This is a genomic window from Psychrobacter sp. UBA3480 (assembly GCF_002377945.1).
Taxonomy (GTDB): domain Bacteria; phylum Pseudomonadota; class Gammaproteobacteria; order Pseudomonadales; family Moraxellaceae; genus Psychrobacter.
Map to the genome: position 1 here is coordinate 1,826 of NZ_DFQV01000010.1, position 19,341 is coordinate 21,166.

Annotated in this window: 18 protein-coding genes; 5 read left to right on the top strand and 13 right to left on the bottom strand. The window is 42.1% G+C overall.

Annotation, left to right across the window (positions count from 1 at the left end):
• From B2863_RS03620 to B2863_RS03630, 3 genes are all read right to left on the bottom strand, one after another.
• Positions 1 to 2,301 (bottom strand): ESPR-type extended signal peptide-containing protein (locus B2863_RS03620; RefSeq protein WP_296207573.1); only part of this gene is annotated, 2,301 nt, incomplete at its 3' end.
• Positions 2,302 to 2,930: 629 nt separating this feature from the next.
• Positions 2,931 to 3,845: a CDP-diacylglycerol--serine O-phosphatidyltransferase gene (pssA, locus tag B2863_RS03625; RefSeq protein ID WP_296207575.1), complete on the bottom strand. Its 915-nt coding sequence runs from the start codon at positions 3,843 to 3,845 to the stop codon at positions 2,931 to 2,933.
• 26 nt (positions 3,846 to 3,871) lie between these two features.
• Complete coding sequence (locus B2863_RS03630) at positions 3,872 to 4,759, bottom strand: 23S rRNA (adenine(2030)-N(6))-methyltransferase RlmJ (RefSeq protein ID WP_296207577.1); 888 nt, start codon at positions 4,757 to 4,759, stop codon at positions 3,872 to 3,874.
• Positions 4,760 to 4,900: 141 nt separating this feature from the next.
• Here B2863_RS03630 and B2863_RS03635 point away from each other — a divergent pair, with 141 nt between their 5' ends.
• From B2863_RS03635 to dapE, 3 genes are all read left to right on the top strand, one after another.
• A complete protein-coding gene (locus B2863_RS03635) occupies positions 4,901 to 5,653 on the top strand; it encodes a 2OG-Fe(II) oxygenase (RefSeq protein WP_296207579.1) in 753 nt (250 codons plus the stop codon).
• A gap of 57 nt (positions 5,654 to 5,710) precedes the next feature.
• The gene (locus B2863_RS03640) at positions 5,711 to 6,175 is read left to right on the top strand and encodes a hypothetical protein (RefSeq protein WP_296207581.1); all 465 of its coding nucleotides are present in this window, start codon (positions 5,711 to 5,713) and stop codon (positions 6,173 to 6,175) included.
• A gap of 134 nt (positions 6,176 to 6,309) precedes the next feature.
• Positions 6,310 to 7,509 (top strand): succinyl-diaminopimelate desuccinylase, encoded by a 1,200-nt coding sequence (gene dapE / locus B2863_RS03645; protein WP_296207583.1) that lies wholly within the window; start codon positions 6,310 to 6,312, stop codon positions 7,507 to 7,509.
• Between the two features lie 141 nt (positions 7,510 to 7,650).
• Here dapE and B2863_RS03650 read toward each other — a convergent pair whose 3' ends face one another.
• The 6 genes from B2863_RS03650 to B2863_RS03675 form a co-directional block, all read right to left on the bottom strand.
• The gene (locus tag B2863_RS03650) at positions 7,651 to 8,154 is read right to left on the bottom strand and encodes a GyrI-like domain-containing protein (RefSeq protein WP_296207585.1); all 504 of its coding nucleotides are present in this window, start codon (positions 8,152 to 8,154) and stop codon (positions 7,651 to 7,653) included.
• A gap of 65 nt (positions 8,155 to 8,219) precedes the next feature.
• Positions 8,220 to 8,429: a Fe-S cluster assembly protein IscX gene (gene iscX / locus B2863_RS03655; protein ID WP_021812734.1), complete on the bottom strand. Its 210-nt coding sequence runs from the start codon at positions 8,427 to 8,429 to the stop codon at positions 8,220 to 8,222.
• A gap of 177 nt (positions 8,430 to 8,606) precedes the next feature.
• Positions 8,607 to 9,143, bottom strand: a complete 537-nt coding sequence (locus B2863_RS03660; protein WP_296207586.1) for an acyl-CoA thioesterase — start codon at positions 9,141 to 9,143, stop codon at positions 8,607 to 8,609.
• Positions 9,144 to 9,422: 279 nt separating this feature from the next.
• A complete protein-coding gene (locus B2863_RS03665; protein ID WP_101204835.1) occupies positions 9,423 to 10,823 on the bottom strand; it encodes an NAD(P)(+) transhydrogenase (Re/Si-specific) subunit beta in 1,401 nt (466 codons plus the stop codon).
• A complete protein-coding gene (locus B2863_RS03670; RefSeq protein ID WP_197707696.1) occupies positions 10,820 to 11,158 on the bottom strand; it encodes a proton-translocating transhydrogenase family protein in 339 nt (112 codons plus the stop codon). The genes B2863_RS03665 and B2863_RS03670 overlap by 4 nt, the downstream gene beginning before the upstream one ends.
• A 115-nt stretch (positions 11,159 to 11,273) precedes the next feature.
• Positions 11,274 to 12,425, bottom strand: coding sequence for a Re/Si-specific NAD(P)(+) transhydrogenase subunit alpha (locus B2863_RS03675; RefSeq protein WP_296207588.1), 1,152 nt, complete (start codon positions 12,423 to 12,425; stop codon positions 11,274 to 11,276).
• Between the two features lie 497 nt (positions 12,426 to 12,922).
• Between B2863_RS03675 and yaaA the strand changes: the two genes are divergently transcribed.
• Complete coding sequence (gene yaaA / locus B2863_RS03680; RefSeq protein WP_296207590.1) at positions 12,923 to 13,735, top strand: peroxide stress protein YaaA; 813 nt, start codon at positions 12,923 to 12,925, stop codon at positions 13,733 to 13,735.
• Between the two features lie 94 nt (positions 13,736 to 13,829).
• On the opposite strand, the gene B2863_RS03685 is transcribed toward yaaA, so the two are convergent.
• From B2863_RS03685 to B2863_RS03700, 4 genes are all read right to left on the bottom strand, one after another.
• The gene (locus B2863_RS03685) at positions 13,830 to 15,434 is read right to left on the bottom strand and encodes a glucosamine inositolphosphorylceramide transferase family protein (RefSeq protein WP_296207591.1); all 1,605 of its coding nucleotides are present in this window, start codon (positions 15,432 to 15,434) and stop codon (positions 13,830 to 13,832) included.
• A gap of 487 nt (positions 15,435 to 15,921) precedes the next feature.
• Positions 15,922 to 16,590, bottom strand: coding sequence for a glutathione S-transferase family protein (locus B2863_RS03690; protein WP_296207593.1), 669 nt, complete (start codon positions 16,588 to 16,590; stop codon positions 15,922 to 15,924).
• 25 nt (positions 16,591 to 16,615) lie between these two features.
• Complete coding sequence (locus tag B2863_RS03695; RefSeq protein ID WP_296207596.1) at positions 16,616 to 17,794, bottom strand: aromatic amino acid transaminase; 1,179 nt, start codon at positions 17,792 to 17,794, stop codon at positions 16,616 to 16,618.
• A gap of 18 nt (positions 17,795 to 17,812) precedes the next feature.
• Complete coding sequence (locus tag B2863_RS03700) at positions 17,813 to 18,730, bottom strand: DMT family transporter (RefSeq protein WP_296207598.1); 918 nt, start codon at positions 18,728 to 18,730, stop codon at positions 17,813 to 17,815.
• Between the two features lie 147 nt (positions 18,731 to 18,877).
• Here B2863_RS03700 and B2863_RS03705 point away from each other — a divergent pair, with 147 nt between their 5' ends.
• On the top strand, positions 18,878 to 19,333 hold the full coding sequence (locus B2863_RS03705; RefSeq protein WP_057758867.1) for an Lrp/AsnC family transcriptional regulator: 456 nt from the start codon (positions 18,878 to 18,880) through the stop codon (positions 19,331 to 19,333).
• The last annotated feature ends 8 nt before the right edge of the window (positions 19,334 to 19,341 follow it).

Consider the following 19,341-nt stretch of genomic DNA (forward strand, 5'->3'; position numbering starts at 1 on the left):
TGGACCTTGCGGACCGATTGCTCCTGTATCACCTTGTTCGCCTTTAGGTCCGGGTGTTAGCTCAATCGTATTTATCTGTGTTTGCAAATCTGTCAGCTTGCTATCAACTGCAGTAAATGCAGCACCCACGTTATTGTAGTTCGCATTGCTTATTTTATATGTGGGTGCTTGGAATACACCTGTATTACTGAACTGTGCACCCCCACCTAAAGTGGTTGCTACATTACTGAAATAAGAAATACCTGTTGTTTCTAACTTTTTTAACTGAGCAATATTCACTGCATCAGTATCGGATGTACCTGCTGCAACACCCGTAATTTGGCGAGTTTTCCAATTATTTGAGTCAACACTAGACGTATCGCCAACACTAAGTGCTGCCAAAGTAGATTGCCACGTTGAACCAGTATTACCGTCAGCTGAATAACCTGCTACACCTGCGTCAACTGATGTTTTGCTTTGTGTGCCTAGAGCAATACTGTTACGAATATTAGCCGTTGATTCCGTACCCATCGCTACGCTGTCACGACCACTCGCCACTGATGTATTACCGATAGCGGTTGCTCGGATGCCGCTTGCTGTTGCGCCATTACCTAGAGCTTCATAGTCACTGTCCGCAAACTCAAAGATCTGACCACCATTACCATCATCTTTAAAACGTCGACCATCATTATCAGTCTGAACAGGGGTAACAGCGGCAGTAAAGTCCGCTTGTTCAGTAGCCCCCTCGATAGCAACCACTACAAACTCAAAGCCACTACCTATAGCAGTAGACCCGCTAGCCGTCGCTCTACTAAAACCACCTAGTGCGGAACTAACGTTACCTGAAGCTTCGTTACCAGCACCTACTGATGAGCTAGCGATACCTGAAGCCGTGTTACTTAAACCCATTGCTGAGCTAGCGACACCTGAAGCTGTGTTATAGCTACCTATTGCTAAACTAACTTCAGCTTGGGCAGCGTTATAACTTCCCATAGCAGTACTATTTTGAGCTGATGCTTCGTTATAAGCGCCGATCGCTGAGCTATCACCTCCTGAAACAGTATTATCGTAACCCAGTGCTGAACTACGTTCGCCACTTGCTTCATTGGTATGACCAACCGCAGCGCTTGCAATACCTGATGCGATGTTAGTAAAACCCAATGCTGAACTATTAAGACCTGTAGCAGAGTTGGCACGGCCCATCGCTGAGCTGTCACTGCCTAAAGCTCTATTTCCCGTACCCAACGCTGAGCTATTGTTAGATGAAGATTGATTAGCAACACCTATCGCTGTGCTAGCAATACCAGAAGCTGTGTTACTACGGCCGAAAGCTGAGCTGTCTACTCCGGTTGATCTATTATTAGAGCCTACTGCTGAACTATCGTTACTTGATGCAGTATTACCATACCCCACTGCTGAGCTACGTTCTCCCGAAGCAGTATTATTAGAACCTAGCGCTGAACTACGCAACTTAGAAGCTACGTTTAGACTACCGACTGCGGTACTACGCTCCTCAGCGGTTGAGTTGTCGCTACCTATTGCCAAGCTACGAACTCCGGAGGCTGTATTTTCGTTACCTATTGCGGAGCTGGCTTGACCAATTGCCTTATTACTAAAACCTACAGCAGTACCAACATAGCCTTCAACCTGATTAAGGCGACCTGCTGCCAATCCAAAACCTTCTGTTATTCTATTTTCGTTACCAAATGCTGAGCTTCTAAAACCTACAACATAATTTTCTGAACCTATAGCTGAACTGGAATTCCCTAATGCTCTATTGTAAGCACCTATCGCTGAGCTACTTTCACCAGAGGCAGTATTAGTGTTGCCTACCGCTGAGCTATATAGACTTGATGCTTCATTTCTATGGCCCATTGCTGAGCTAAAAGGACCTGAAGCAACATTGTCATAACCTATTGCTGTTGCATTAGTATTCAAAGCTCTATTTTGGAAACCTACTGCTGAGCTAGAAGGAGCTGAAGCAACATTGACATAACCTATTGCTGTTGAATTGGTATTCAAAGCTTGGTTTTGAAATCCACAAGCTATAGATGTATTTTGTGGGGCGGTACTGCCATTTGTTCCACTGGGTTGCGTTATACACACTTCCGCTTGGCTACTCATTGCCGTCAATCCTAGCACGCCAGCAATAGCAACCCCTATAGCACTCCGGCGTAGTGAGTTGCCTAGTTTCGCAGCTGGCACTGTGCCCACTTGACCTGATCTATTATTAGACTTTCCACCCGACTTGCTGATTTCACTAACGGCGGTATAGCAACCCGTAGAACGATTAAAAACAACGCGGTAAACATGGTTTAACATGAGAGTATCCTGTATATATAAAGTCGCTATTAAAGCAACTATATGATGGCTATATAAATAGACTGATAGTTAAGCTATCGCTATTAGACATAGACGTTAGTGTTGATAAATAGTTAAACAAGGAAGCTATTGGTTGAGTGTTTCTATGAACAGCCTGTCCACTAGAAAATTGAAATATTATTCTTAAAGTTTTGAGAGCTAAAACTCTCATCTCTAGAAATATTTCTGTGTAATTTTGATATAAAAGAGAACACTACAGATACATAATGAAATATTATATGTTAATTGTAAAGTTCTTGTTTTGAATTTGTAACTTAGAAATATATTCTTTAAAGAATATATTATGAGGCTGGAACAGAAAATACTGGCTGATATATGTGTTTGACGAGTATTAGTTTGATGGAGTTATCTATCACATGTAAATGAGATTACTCATTAACCTATGTATGACAGTATGCAAGTCATTAAGAGAATAATGATTTTTTATCAGACACAAAAAAGCCGCTTATCAATAGATAAGCGGCTCTTGTAAGATATACTTAGAGTTAGTTTAGTATTAACTAACTTAAATGGTTAAAATTTGAAAATAACTCATAGCAATCTAAAATAGCATATGGAAGACATTAAATTTAGTGTTTAAAATTTGCTTTTATCGTAGTCACGATACCTGATAACGCATAGATAATGCCGATGGCTAAGATACCAACAGGAATATCATAGAGCACGATGCTCATGACTAGCACCCCAATGATAAGCACTACAAAAGGTACTTTCTTTTTATCAAATTCTTTAAAGCTATAGTATTTGACATTGCTGACCATCAGTAGACCGCAAGTCACGACCCAAGCTGCAAACAGTAGCATGACGGCTGTATCGTATTGACCAATCCACTCGTTATGATCGACTGCAACCATCACAGCAGATGTCACCAATATAGCAGCAAGCGGACTGGCCAAGCCAACAAAGTACTTTTTATCGACGATGCCAACCTGAACATTAAAGCGTGCAAGACGAAAAGCAGCACAAGCGGTAAAGACAAACGCACAGCCAATGCCGATACGACCCAAAGCTTCTAAAGCGAAACTATAAATCAAAATAGCAGGGGCAACACCAAACGCTAACATATCTGCTAAAGAGTCGTACTGCTCACCAAATGGACTTTGCGCATTGAGCATACGTGCGACACGTCCATCTGCGCCATCAAGAATAGCGGATAAAAAGATAGCCAAAGCTGCTTTATAGAACTCGCCTTGCGTACTCGCCAAAATCGAGTAAAAGCCTGACAGTAGCGATAAGGTAGTGATCAGATTGGGTGCCAAATAGACACCGCGACTAACCACTCGCTTACCTTCGGCTACTTCAGCTTCAATCACCTCAAATGTCAAACCATCATAGCTGTCGTTATCCGCTAGGCGGATATTAAACTCGTGCTCATCAATAAACGGCGGCTGAGTCGCTGCATTATCTTGCAGCGAGCCGTCGTTTAAGGACGCATTGTTCAAAGGTGCATTATTCGGCTGGCCGATAGGTGGCTGAGTCGTCATCTTAATATCCTTATTGGCCGTTATTGCTATTCGCCGACGAGCCAGCGCACATTGGTCGCACTATCAGGCGTCAAGTTTGGCGCGTCTTCTACTTTTAGTACTGGTTGTAAGAAACGTAATATCTCACGCGCATGATTATCAAACTGCCATGGCGGATTGATAACCAGTAGACCTGTGCCGTTCAGACCAACCGCAACATCATTAGGATAAATGTTTAGCTCACAAACTAGCTGACGTCTCATTTCAGTACGTTTGAGCTTTTTATAGAAGAGCTCTACGGCTTCGATATTTTTGATTGGGAACCAAAGCGCATAAGTTCCTTGTGGCCATTTGGTATAAGCCGCGACTAATAAATCGATCAGGCGCGTAAAATCTTTGTGCTCTTGCTCATAAGGAGGATCAAGGAAAATCAAACCGCGCTTTTCTTTTGGTGGAATAACAGCGGTGATACCTTCAAAAGCATCACGATGCTGAATACCAATTGGCAACTTATGTAGCTGATAGTTCAACGCATCGTATTCAGTCGCTTTGGCTTCAAAAGCCTCAGCACGCACGCCAGCATCAGGCTTTTTGGCGGCGGTTTTTTCGACGTGATGGGCTACCCACCATGGCGAACCAGGGTAGACTTTATTGTCGTAAGTGAATTTGGCTTGCTTAATGCCTTCCATATAATCTTTGACAGCAGCTGGCGCCTTTTCGGTATCTGCTTTTAGAAAAGCTTGAATACCGCCTTTGGCCTCACCTGTTTTGCGCGCTTCTTCACTGCTTAGTGAATACAGTCCACGACCGCCATAAGCGTCAAGCACATAAAAAGGTTTGTTTTTCTGCCCCAGTTGATTAAGCAGTTGTACCAATAAAATGTGTTTAACCACATCAGCAAAGTTACCAGCGTGGTAGGCGTGTTTATAGTTCATAATCTCAAAAGTTTAAATAAGAAAAATTGCATCTATGGTAGCATAGGCAGAGTAAAAGATAATGTGGTTTTAGTAAGTGCTTTCAATAAAAACGTATTGAATGACGGTATATTGACAGCTGATTGATAATAATGAGATGAAATGACGCAGATTATTAGCAACCTTAACAAGACAGCGTTGGTCATTGATCATCCGATAGGTCAGGATAATCCACCATTACTGCTGCCAGATACTCATAATGATAGCCAAGAAATTCCTACTCAGCACGTATTGCAGATGTCTGACTTTGCAGTGAACTGGGAAGATAAGCTGACGGATAAACAGCTTGATACCTTTGTCACTGACGGCTGGCTCATCATTGATGACGTATTCAATAGTACTGCCTTATTAGCACTACAAGCAGAAAGCGGTTTTATTGACTATCGTGATGCAGAGCTGACCGCTGGTGTTCGCATCAGTGATATTCGCGGTGATAGAATACGCTGGATTACCGAAGACTTTTTTGCAGGCTATTACTATCTACAAAGCATCAATGCTTTGGCTTCTATATTCAATCGTAGTTTATTTGCTGGTATTCGCCATAGCGAAGCGCATTATGCGTGCTATCCGACTGGCTTTGGCTATCAATGGCACAGTGACAACCCTGCTGGACGTAATGAACGTGTTATCTCGGCAGTGTTTTATCTTAATGATGATTGGGAAGCAGCCGATGGCGGTGCACTAGAGGTCGTTGACAAACATGGCACGCACCATGAAGTGATGCCAGTCGCCAATAGACTGATTATTTTCGATAGCGATTTACGTCATCAAGTACAAACTGCGCATCGCCAACGCTACTCTATCGCCACTTGGCTAAGACGTGATGATGCTGTAGTTTTGTTTGCTGCGCCCTGAGTATATCTATCATTTGCCACGGCTCTAAGTAAGCTTTGTTAATTAAGGACAATAATAATGCGTAAGAATCTATTCAGATATTCTATTTTAGTTATTATGTTACCTTTGCTTGCAAGCTGCACGGCTATTAATCATCAAGCCTCAACTCAACAAATCAGTGAGCCTTTCTTTACCTATCACCTACCAAAATCCACCTCTGAAAAATCTGTGATAGTTACACCAACTGCTATCACGACTGAGTTCAAGTATGAGAACGGGTGTCTGCTTGCATTTGATAGAACAAGATGGATGACGCCAGTATTTCCAGAAGGACATGCCACTTTCGATATTAGTAATAAAACTTTAAAATTATTAGGAACAAGTTATCAAATGGGCGAAGTTGTTTTTGCTGGTGGCAATATCAGTAATTATGACAGAGACAAAGCTAAAACTTATAGCAATACTCTAGCCGAAAAATGTATTACAGAGTATTTAGCAAAATTTTATGGTGATTATGAAAAAATTTACTTAGACAGAGACTAAGATTTTTTTAACTATAGCAATTGATTAACCTTTATATATTTGCAACGCATAAATAATTAGTACCAAATAGACCTGATAAAAAATAAGCTATCTTTTATAGCAAAAAACATTAACTCAACTTACCTAGGACTGTCATGAGTTCAGAAAATAATAGCAAAACCCACCAGCAAGAAACCTTAGATTTAAGTATTGCACTGTTAGAGCGCCCTTCAGTGACGCCCGATGACGATGGTTGCCAAGATATATTGTCAGCACGGTTAGAACAAGCAGGCTTTGATTGCGAGTTTATGTATTTTGGTGATAGAAAACAAAGCGGCGAACATGCCGAAGTCAAAAACTTATGGGCACGCCGCGGTACTACCGATCCAGTGATTTGCTTTGCCGGTCATACCGATGTAGTACCAACAGGTGATGAAAAAAACTGGACCTACCCTCCGTTTACTCCAACTATCGCTGATGGGTATTTATGGGCACGCGGTGCCGCCGATATGAAAACGGGTATTGCAGCTTTTACTGTTGCAGCCGAACGTTTCGTCGCCACTCATCCTGAGCACAACGGCTCAATTGCTTTTTTAATCACTTCAGATGAAGAAGGCCCGTCAATTAATGGTACGGTCAAAGTGATCGAGACTTTAGAAGCTCGTCAAGAAAAAATCACCTACTGTCTCGTTGGCGAGCCGTCAAGTACCGATACGTTAGGTGATATCATCAAAAACGGTCGTCGTGGCTCGCTAGGTGCAGAGCTTACCGTTACAGGTAAACAAGGCCATGTCGCCTATCCACATCTCGCATCTAATCCAATTCATGCGGCGATGTCTGCCCTTGCTGAATTGACGTCTACCGCATGGGACAATGGCAATGACTATTTCCCAGCCACATCATTGCAAATATCAAATATCAACGGTGGCACTGGCGCAACCAATGTCATTCCTGAAACGCTAAACGTGGTCTTTAACTTCCGTTTCTCAACTGAAACGACTGAAGATGAGCTAAAGGCAAAGACGCATGCTATCTTTGATAAATACTTTGCCAACAGTAAAGCGAGCTACGATATTCATTGGAAATTATCGGGTCAACCATTCTTGACCCCTGAAGGAAAACTGGTCTCATCATGTCAAAATGCCATCAAAAAAGTGACCGATGTCGACACCACCCTATCTACATCTGGTGGTACGTCCGATGGACGTTTCATCGCGCCAACTGGTGCCCAAGTCGTCGAACTGGGTGTGCGTAATGCAACGATTCATCAAGTAGATGAAAAAGTAGAAGTCGATGATCTAGGAAAGCTTGCCCAAATTTACGAAGGCATTTTGGAAAATTTATTGTTGGATTAATTATAAGATTAATTACGCCTGACTAATTGATTATATCTATCCAAAGAAAAAGCGCTACCTAATTTAGGTTAGCGCTTTTTTTGTCATTGTTTTATCGACAATGAATTGAGTGGCTTAAATTACTTAAGCCACTTACTAGATCTACTCGATACCAATATAGACATCAACTTGACCGTATTCTAAGTTACCACCGATATAATGCTCAAAGTCTACATTAAACGTTCGGGTATGCTCGCAATCTGCCGCATTGAAATACTCCCAAGCACTTTCCCATGCATTCATCACAGTGTTGGGCATATAACCTTCTTCAGAAAATACCAAGTACTTTCCTGCAGGAATATCAACCGTCACTACGTTACTAGCACTGGCTACACTGTCGCTTTCTGACTGAGCATCTTGCTCGCTGGCTACTTTCCAACTGGCCACAACGTCAAATGCTCCTGCCAGATCATCGCTCTCGTAGTTGTGATAGACACCATAAATGTCTTCACCTTCAGGGAGTTCACCCGCGTGATTTTGATAAAACTTCTGCCATAATCTACCAAGTTTGGCAGTGTCATGGCTTACCTCAGCGTTATTAGTGGTACGAACGCTGATACCGCGACAAGCGATCGCTTCTGGTAGCTCTTTGATTTGTGATGTCATGATGCGGCCTTTTCTATCTGTTTATTTAGTTTTCTGTTTATAGTAATGCTGGCAGACTGAATCGATTAATCTGCTTCATCAATCCAGTTCATTTGAATGGCTTCTAGGATGCCTTCATTTGATTTTTGTGGATCATCATCAAAGCCTTCAAGCTCAGTTACCCAGCGGTGCAAATCAGTAAAGCGAATGTACTGTGGGTCTGTTTCTGGAAATTTCTCATAAAGCTCAATCGCGATATCTAAGCTGTCTGTCCATTTTAATTTTTGTGGTGTCATAGTGGTACCTTATTTTTAGTCGTTTTGAGAAACATCATCTTAAAAAACGATGCCATCGTCCTAATACTGACGACTTGATGGGCTCTATCCTACCAAAATTCAGCGAATGATTATAGCCAAGTTACTTTACGATGTTGTTTTCCAATACTGGGTTTCAAGACTGTTTTGCGATATGGCTTAGGCTGATTTAGTCGATTTTACTGCGACTTGGTGCTGATTCCATGTGTTAATGGTATCCGTCAAATGCTCGCCCATCATATCTAATACTTCTGGTGTGCGCATACCTTTACTATCTGTAAAAACAAACTTAGTCATACCAACGCCCATCAGCTGATTTTTGACAAAAAACCGATGCTCAAAATACACATATTTATGATCCCATCCTGCGACTGCACTACTAAGCGTCATTTTATCCAAAAATTTAATTTGCTTCAGATAAATCATCTCTTGCATGGCAATCACCCAATTGAGCGACTTGATGCCTTTTTCGTGACAGCACGCCTTTACCCAGCGTGTCACGTTTAGCTCAATAAATGATAAATAACGATAATTGGGTAAATGATCGCGAAATCCCATATCGTGGGGCAAAATTCGATAATGACGGACGGTCGGTGCAGTCAATGTCTCTAGACTGATATTCTCACTCGTCGATTGATGCTTGAGCTGTTGTTTAAGTAAACTAACCATAATAAAAAAACGCAGTAGCATATTCATAAATCTTTCTCTTATTTCATCGTATTTATAATTGTTAATCGTCTATCGTTAAAGCCGTTCAGATGGGTTAAAAGGTTAATCAGGCGCATACCGTATAGTGAGTACATAAAGCGCAGCTAATATTGTGATCATTAAAAACTGACCATAATTGGAAATAACCTCAGTCCATAGTCGGCTTATAAATGTCGCCCACTTTAACGCAAAAAAAGCCACCTCAGTGACTTTCGTTATCTAAAAACTTATCTGCAAATAATCATGGTTAAAAACATAGCTTAGAGATTAATGACCGCCACCATTGATAGTACGTACCATCTCTTCTACCATTTTCTTAGCATCACCAAAGATCATCATCGTTTTGTCCATGTAGAACAAGCTGTTATCCAAACCTGCATAACCGGTACTCATTGAACGCTTGATAACCATAACCGTCTGGGCTTTGCTGACTTCTAGAATCGGCATACCGAAGATTGGAGAAGTAGGATCATCTTTCGCAGATGGATTCACGACGTCATTTGCACCGATAACCAAGACCACATCTGTACTTGCGAAATCTGAGTTAATCTCGTCCATTTCTAAAATATCATCATAAGGTACATCAGCTTCAGCCAATAGGACGTTCATATGACCTGGCATACGACCAGCAACTGGATGAATGGCAAAGCGAACGTTAACGCCTTCTTCTTTTAATAGCTCATATAGCTCTTTTACCGCATTCTGTGCACGGCCTTGTGCCATACCATAACCTGGTACAATGACCACGCTGCTAGCATTAGACATGAGGAACCCTGCGTCTTCTGCTGAGCCCGCTTTGTAGTTCTTCGGTGCACCATCATCGCCGCCTGCGGCAACAGCTGACGTACCCATGCCACCGAACAATACATTAAGTAGTGAGCGGTTCATGGCTTTACACATGATGTAAGACAAGATCGCACCTGATGAACCGACCAGCGAACCCGCGATAATCAGCATTGAGTTGCCAAGCGTAAAACCAATGCCTGCTGCCGCCCAACCTGAGAATGAGTTCAGTAGTGATACAACTACTGGCATGTCACCGCCACCGATTGGCGCAATCCACATCCAACCAAAGATAACGGCAATCACTGCCATCGCATAAAATGCGGGTAATGAATCAGTGACGAAATACACCCCACCGAAACCAATCATCGCAATGAATAGTAGCGCTTGAACCGGTTTTACCCAGCCGCCAACCAATGTTTTCGCCCAGCTTTTCGCTGCCAATTTACCAAAGGCAAAGACTGAGGCTGAGAACGTAATCGCACCGATGAAGCAACCGATAAATAGCTCGATGCGAGCAACGGCACCATGCTGCTGTTCAGTGTGTAATACCGTCGCAAGTGCAATCGCAACCGCTGCCAAACCGACGAATGAATGCATCAAAGCAACCGTTTCTGGCATTTGCGTCATCGCGACCGTTTTTGCCTTCCACATACCAACAAGAGCACCCAATACCATCGCACCGATGATCAACCAAAGCACAGGGCCTTCTGCTAAGAAGAACGTCGTGACGACAGCAATTGCCATCGCTGCCATACCAAAACGGTTACCGCGAATCGCTGTCTTTGGGCTAGACAAACCACGTAACGTTAAGACAAAGAGGATAGCGCCGACTAGATAGAACCAATCTGCATTTGCCGCAATCATTGCTGAGAAATCGTTCATGCGTCACCTCCGGCATCAGTGGTTGCTACTGGTGCTTTTTTCACTTTCGGTTTAAACATCGCAAGCATACGCTCAGTCACAGCAAAGCCACCGAAAATATTGATACTGGCTAAAAATACCGCAAAGGCACCAAGCAAACTGGTCGGTGTAAACATTGAACCATCAATCGTGACAGTCTGTAGCATCGCACCCACGATGACGATACTTGATAGAGCGTTGGTTACCGCCATCAATGGCGTATGTAATGCAGGCGTCACGCCCCAAACCACGTAGTATCCGACAAAAATAGCGAGCACAAATACAGTGAAAATCGCTACAAATGGTGTGCTACTCATGGCCGCACCGGCTGGCGCTGCAGCTAAAATAGTGGCAATCATCTAATCCTCCTAAAAATTTATTCATTACTGGCAAATGTGTAGTGACAAAATATGTGGTGATAGACTATTCAAACTAGCGTTTGGCCAGTCGTACCTGACCGTCATGCGTCACTGCCAGTGCGCCCTGAATCTCGTCTTCCATGTCTAAGTTAAGTGCTAAGCTAGCTGATGCTTCATCGCCAGCAGGTGCAATCAATGTCGTAATAAAGTTAACAAGGTTATTGGCATACAAATCTGAAGACTGTGCGGCTAGCATAGATGGGATATTGGCGGCGCCAACGATACGTACGCCGTTGTCTGTGGTGATGGTTTCGTTAGGCACACTGCCTTCGACGTTACCACCGGTACCAGCCGCCATATCGATCAGTACAGAACCTGCCTTCATTTTGGCAAGCGTTGCGCCATGTACCAAGCGCGGAGCGTTACGACCAGGAATCTGCGCCGTAGTAATAACGATGTCAGCGTTGCTCAATGCTTTGTCCACGACAGCCGCTTGATCTTTGACATATTGCTCTGATGGCGTCCATGCATAACCACCGGTAGACTTAGCTGTTTCAGCCTCCTCTGCGCTCATCGGCACATCAAGCCATTTACCACCGAGTGACTCTACTTGCTCGCGAGCGGTTGGACGTAGGTCACTGGCTTCTACCACTGCACCCAAACGCTTTGCTGTCGCAATCGCCTGTAAACCTGCAACACCAACACCTAGGATAACGACTTTGGCTGGCTTAACCGTACCTGCCGACGTCATAAACATCGGGAAAGGACGTGAATACTCATTGGCCGCGAGCAATACGGCTTTATAACCAGCAAGGTTGGCTTGTGATGACAATACATCCATATTTTGTGCACGTGACAGTGTACGAGGCAATAACTCCATCGCAAAGACTGTCGCGCCTTTGGCTGCATAAGTGTCAAGCTGAGTGTTGCGATACGGGTCAAGCATGCCAATGACGATCTGACCAGACGATAAGCTTTCAGTGGCTTCCGCTGGTAGGTCATTGACGGTGGTAATAATCTTAGACTGGGTGATCACCTCGGTGAGACTACTGGCAATGTCGGCACCCGCAGCCTGATACAACTCATCAGCATAGTATGCTGCTTGGCCTGCACCTGACTGAATGACGACTTCAAACCCAAGTTTACGCAATTTTTTGACTGCGTCTGGGGTTATGGCTACACGGCTCTCGCTCGTGATATCTGCACTGATTACACCGATTTTCATACCGTCTCCTTACTTACGTCCAATGACTATATTTACGTCTCACGACTACCTTTAATACCCTCAACGCACATCTAAAAAGCACAGGGGACAAAACCCATTGATCATGATTAATCCATTACAGCGATCAAAGGTTATCAATTTAATAAATGACAGCTACTTTACCATCATGCCTTTTTATTATAGAGATATCGTTCGTCAAGTTTCATTGTCTAATGATGACCCACAAGTAAAATAAAAATTTAGGTATTTACACCATTGGCATACTTTTTGTTGGTATATTAAAGCCTTTTATTTTTCTAAAAAACGCTTAACCCTTATAGATAAAGGCCTAACTCCATTTATTTCCTAATGTTAAATCCGTTCTTTTATTAAACAAATAACGTCAATAAACACAAAATAAGCAAGGTTAAGTCAAGTTCCACCCATGCATACCGTATAATAAGAATACTTGACACTCGAAAAAACCCGTCATCGATTCATTATAATAAGGAATAACTATGTATTTTTTGCTCTCCCCTGCCAAATCCTTGAACGAAACAGACGCTATACCACTAAATTTAGGTAATTATTATAGTCAACCCGAGCTAATCGAACGCTCACAAGAACTGATGAAAGTACTGAAGTCAAAAGAGCCTGTTGACCTACAAGAGCTGATGAGCATATCTGACGATTTGGCTCAGCTTAATGCCACGCGCAATCAACAATGGCATTGGAGCGAAGAGCAGCCATTTACTAACGATGCCTCTGATAACGCCGCCAAACCTGCAGGCTATTTATTCGATGGTGATGTCTATACTGGACTTGATATGTATCATATGGACAAAGATACTGCTACTTATGTAAATGAGCACTTAGGCATTTTGTCTGGACTGTATGGAGTACTAAAGCCACTCGATCTTATCCAGCCATATCGCTTAGAGATGGGTACCAAGCTAAAAAATGAGCGGGGTGACAATCTTTATGAGTTTTGGGACGAGGAAGTGACTAACGTTATCAATGCACGTATGGCTGACAGCGATGACAAAACATTGGTTAATTTAGCTTCCAATGAATACTTTAAGGCGGTAAAGAAAAAAGCACTAAAGGCAGACATTATCACGCCACGATTTGAAGACCAGAAAAATGGTCGATATAAAGTGATTAGCTTTTATGCCAAAAAAGCCCGTGGACTGATGGTGAAATATGCTGCTGATAATAAGCTGACCAATGCTGAACAGCTAAAGCAGTTTGATTTGGCAGGATATTACTATTGTGAAGAAGCGTCCGATAATAAGACGTGGACGTTTAGACGAGATGCGGTGGATCAGTAGATTGATATAATACGAGTCACAATTATAAAAAACCCATCATAAGCCGAAACTTATGATGGGTTTTTTATTCTCCAACCACTAAATGTTTTAGTACCTATACTCTAAAACGCAACTTATCTCTTGATACATCAAGTACCACTGTTTCATTATAAACGTTATAGGTATGGAGACGATCAATGTCAGTCTCCCAATTCGGTTCAATATAACGTACGAAGGTTTCTTTATAAGAGGTCGGTGTTAGCTCTTCTACTAGGTACAAAGCAATCCTACGTCCGTATCTAATGGTTCCATCTTGAGCAGTACGAAATAATTGACCATTTCTCCGAAATAGTGCTCCCGCTAGTCGTGAGCCACGCACATCAATTTTAAAAGGTGCACAAGGATGAATGACCCAGTTATCTGATTCTAAGCTATCAGAAGTATAGATATGCAGCTCTAAATCTATTGTCATATTTGAAACTGAACCATGCGTTGTAAAAAGATACCATAATCCATTGTGCTCTATGACTGCACTATCTGCTGCCTGAATGCCCGAAACCAACTCATTAACTTTCTTCCACTTTCGGGGAAAATCTACTGCCTTCAATAAGTTGATACACTGAGTATCTGCAGCTTCTGGAATCATATATACCGCACCTTTATGCTCAAACACATTGGGAAAGCTTAAATGCGTGCTAATACCTAAATCTGCGGGGCCAGTGTCAATAATTTGACGGTTTTTATTTAGTTCTATCCACTCTATTCGACCAATATTCTCTTTATAGTTCAGACTCTCAAAAAATATGTAACGTCTTGAGTCGTGTTCAATATAAAAAGGATCAGCCCAAAAGCAGCCTTTCGCAGGCAGTATCTCTGTGTATGTGTGTATTGGTTGATCAACAGATCCAATAAAGAGGCTCCACTGATTGAGATAAAAGCTTTTATAAAAAGTTTTGACAGTATAATATTTTAAGAATCTAGGTAAGTGTTTGATGGTCATTGATAAGTCGGGTTTGCGATGAACCGTGTGTTCGTCAGTTGTCTTAATAGACTTTCCGGTATTAACTCCAACTCTATTCCTGTGGAAGTACCAATATAATATCGATGCTGCTATCCCATTTGACTTACGCTTAGTTAAGTTATAATCCCAATAAAATAGCGTGCCATAACCTTCCCCTACTACTTTATCTACATTAAGATATTCATTTAATAATTGCAAAGTAACGACACTACTTTCCCATTGTTCAGCAAACTGCCAATATAACGTAGGCTTATCATGTTGTATTGCATTGTTGCCATAATGAAAAAAAAGCACACCGTTTCTTGTAATACTTAAGATTTTTCCTGTCAGCGCTCTGAAACCAATATTAAGCAGGTAATCTAAATCCGCAGCTTCGATTTTCTCAATCACTGAATCTTCAATTTCTTCAGTGTACTCACCCTGCTTCGGTATAGACATGATAGTAGGCATTGAGCCATGTTTTGATAAGTTGTGGATAGAATAATGTTTAGCATTACTCTTAGTTCTAGAAAGAGAAGAGAATATTTTTTGATTAATTAGGGGAATTGACTTTAGTACACTGCGTTTCTGTTTTATATTTCGTTGAATAGCGATACAAACCTCGACAACTCCTTCATCCACTAATGACTTAAGTGGTTCAAAGTTGTACCACGCCAAGGTCTTATCTTCTACAAGGATTCCAAGCCTAATCTTCTTCATCGTGATCACATTAAATGGCACACGATATTTTGCGCATTCTGACCCGCAATACGTGTCCAAACTCCTTTTAAGTAAAGTGTCATTCCATTATATATTTAAATATTAACATATATAATAGTACATGTTAAAAGAAACTCACCATAAATTAGACACAAAAAAGCCCTGCTATCTTTCGATAAAGAGCTTTTAGTAGTCAAATAGGTTTTATGACAAAATCATACTTTTAGCGAAACACGATTCATCGAGAAAGGTCAGAAAATGGTCAATATCAAATGAAGTGCTGAACAGCTAAAGCAGTTTGATTTGGCAGGATATTATTACTGTGAAGATGCGTCCGATAATAAGATGTGGACGTTTAGACGAGATGCGGCGGATCAGTAGCTTGATATAAAATACATTCACTACAATCGCTAGAAGCCACTAGAAACATTGCATTCAGTGCTCCTAGCCCAGTCATCAGAATCCTTTAGTTAAACATATAAACAGATTACAACAATCCTTCTTGTGCCATCATTTCTTGTACCGAGGCGCGGTTTAGCATGGATTGATAGTGTGCATTTAGGTGTGTCCAGTCTTGTGCTCGACTCGCATATCGCTGACTCCAGTGAGCAATCATAAATAAATGAAAATCAGCCCCACTTAATTTATCGCCTAACAACCATGGACCATGACTCGCCAATCCCTTTTCAACAATATCCCAGCAGTGGGTTAGCACATCATTCGCTTTATTTTTCACTTGCTGCAAATTGTGCTCGTCACTGATGTACTGCTCGGGATGCGCCCAGCGATTAGCAGTTTCTTGCAGTGTAGAAGACATCCAAAACAAATACTGGTAATAGACACCGCGCCTAGAGCATCCTATATCAGGTGCTAGCCCAGACTCTGGGTGTTGATCTAACACATACATTAAAATTGCAGCAGACTCATAAATAACCTGTCCCTGATGCACCAACGTAGGTACTTTGCCATTTGGATTAATGGCTAGATACTCAGCTGATTTTTGCATGTTTTTAGACAGGTCTATTTCTATCATTTCATAAGACGCGCCTAGCTCTTCAAAGACAGCATGGGTAGCCATATTGGCGCCACCCTTATCCCAATATAAAGTATAAATAGTCGTGTCCTTCTTGCTGTTGCGATTGATGGCTAGAACCATTACCTTGAGCGATAAGAATTATTCTTTAACGTGAAATAATCGACATGATAGCATCAGCCAGTTGAGGGATTTCCGTCATTTTCAAACCGGCAATATTGATTCTGCCATTTGCCATACCATAAATCGCGAACTCATCTTGCAACATGAGCATTTGACTCTCTGTTAGCGGTAATAGAGAAAACATGCCTTTTTGATGCGAAATATCCAAAAACTCTGCAGGTGCACCTCTATCTTTTAATGCTGCGCCCAATGCTTGGCGAATAGTATCTACCCTACTACGGTAGCTTGCCAGCTCGACTAGCCAATCGTCTGGTTTGTCTAGTAAATAAGAAGCCACTGTGGCACCGTGATTGGGCGGCATAGAGTAGTTGGCACGTGTGATGGTTTCTAAAAGTGTCTGTATATCTGCGTGACGCTCATGGTTCGTCGTTACCACCGTGGCAATACCCGTCCGCTCATTGTATAGTCCCATGTTTTTTGAACAGCTGGCGGCGATAAATGCAAAATCAGCGTCTTCAATGATTAGACGAAGCCCTGCAGCATCTGTATCAGGATCATCTCCAAAACCTTGATACGCCATATCAATAAATGGGACAATATTTTTCTGTTTACACCTATCAGAAAACAGTTGCCACTGCTCTAAAGAAGGATCTATACCGGTAGGATTATGGCAGCACGCATGTAATAACAGCACGTCTCCTTCTTTTGCTTTTTCTAGCGCAGCAAAACACGCATCAATATCTAACTGACCATTTTTATTTTGCCATGGATACGTATTAATCGTTAACCCAGCACCTTCCATCAGCGGACGATGATTGATATAGCCAGGGTTACTGATCCAAACGGTTGAATCTGGAGAGAGCGTGGCGATCAAATCAGCAATGAGTCGTAACGCCCCTGACGCTCCAACCGTTTGAATCGTGCATTGGTTGTTTAGACTTGGACTGTTACCCAGTACAAATTTTGCCATTTGCTGGTTAAAATTAGCGTTACCCGATAACATGCCATAAGCCTTCGAATGAGCTTGATGAGCAAGATGTATTTCTGCGTCTTGCACGGTTTTCATCACAGGTGTATGGCCATGCTCATCTCGATAGACACCAACCAATAGGTCTATTTTATGTTTACGCTGGTCAGCGCGAAACCTACCTAACAATGCCCATAGTGGATCACCATTGATAACAGGCATATTATCTAACATCATGATACTTCCTTAATTAGTTTATTTCGCTCGATTGGACAAAATGACACCAATGGTACTTAGTACGATGCCGCATATCATAATAACTGATAGAGACTCATTGAGTATCAGCGTAGCCAGTATAGCGGTTAATCCTGGGGATAAAGATCCAAGTAATAAGGTACGAATGGAGCCCAGTTGTTTGACTGCATAAGAAAACGCAATGGTTGATACCACCCCTACACCAAGTCCTTGTACTAGGATAAATGGAAGCGCTTCATCAAAAGATACAGAACCTATATTGGTCTCTACAACTCCAGAAAGAACCATCATCAATGTCAGAAAAAACGAGGTATATGAGAGTACGATAGCGATAGCTATTGGACTCAATTTGGTGCTTTTTAACCCTAAGGTATAACCCGCCCAAATCAGGCTTGCCATCAACAATAACCCCACACCGTACAGAAGACTATTAGGTATTGACTGCGTGTGCCCGCCAATCATCGTAGCGACACCAAAGAGAATAAGGATTAATGCGACAAATTTTCTTAATGATATTCGTTGACGATAAAAAACAAAAGACAATATTGCGGCAAAGAAAACTGGCGTGCCTGTCAAAATAGTACCAACATAAGCTGCTGGTACCGTACTTGCGCCAAAAGCAGCCAATAAAAGAAAAGGCACGCCACCAAGTAAAACAAACATGATATCTGGCAGTCTTATGTTTTTGACTTCATGCCAACTAGAGAGTACCCAAGGAGTCAATAAGACCAGCGGTACACTGAAGCGAATGAGCATGACATCCGCAATACTTAGCGACGATGCTCCAACCGCTCGCACAGTCAACGCAAAGCCTGACCAAATCAATAAGACAACGCTCATCGCCACATAGCCTTTGGTTAGTGGCGACATTACAAACAAAGGATTTTTGCGCGATGAGGGGTGGAATATCGTATTCATAGTCGTGTCTTATGCTGGTATACAAAGACCAATTATCAATTAAAATACGCGCTTTTATCTCTATTTATTCATTGCAATTTTGCAAATATTTGGTGGATAATGCTAATTAAATCAAAATTATTGGCTTAAGAAGCCAAAAGGTAAATTATGGACAAAATCGATCGCCATATCTTGGAAGTGCTCCAGAAAGAAGCGCGCTTATCTACGGCGGAACTGTCCGAACGTATAGGGCTGTCGCCGTCTCCTTGCGCGCGACGCCTAAAGCGTTTGGAGGACGAAGGTTATATAGAAAACTATCAAGCGAACGTCAACAAAGCCAAAGCGGGTATTGCGATGAGTTTCTTTGTGGAAGTCAGTCTCAACAGCCACCAAGAAGAATCTATTGCAGCCTTCGAACGCGCTCTGTCCAACATGGACGAAGTGATTAATGGACATGTGGTATCGGGTTCTTATGATTATTTGTTAGAAGTGGTGAGCCCCAATCTCGATGGTTATGAGCGGTTCACACGTAAGCTGCACAAGCTTGCTAGCGTAAAAGACATACACACTCATTTATCGGTGAGAAAGGTAATCAATAAGACGACTCTACCTATTTTTGTGTGAGATTTTTT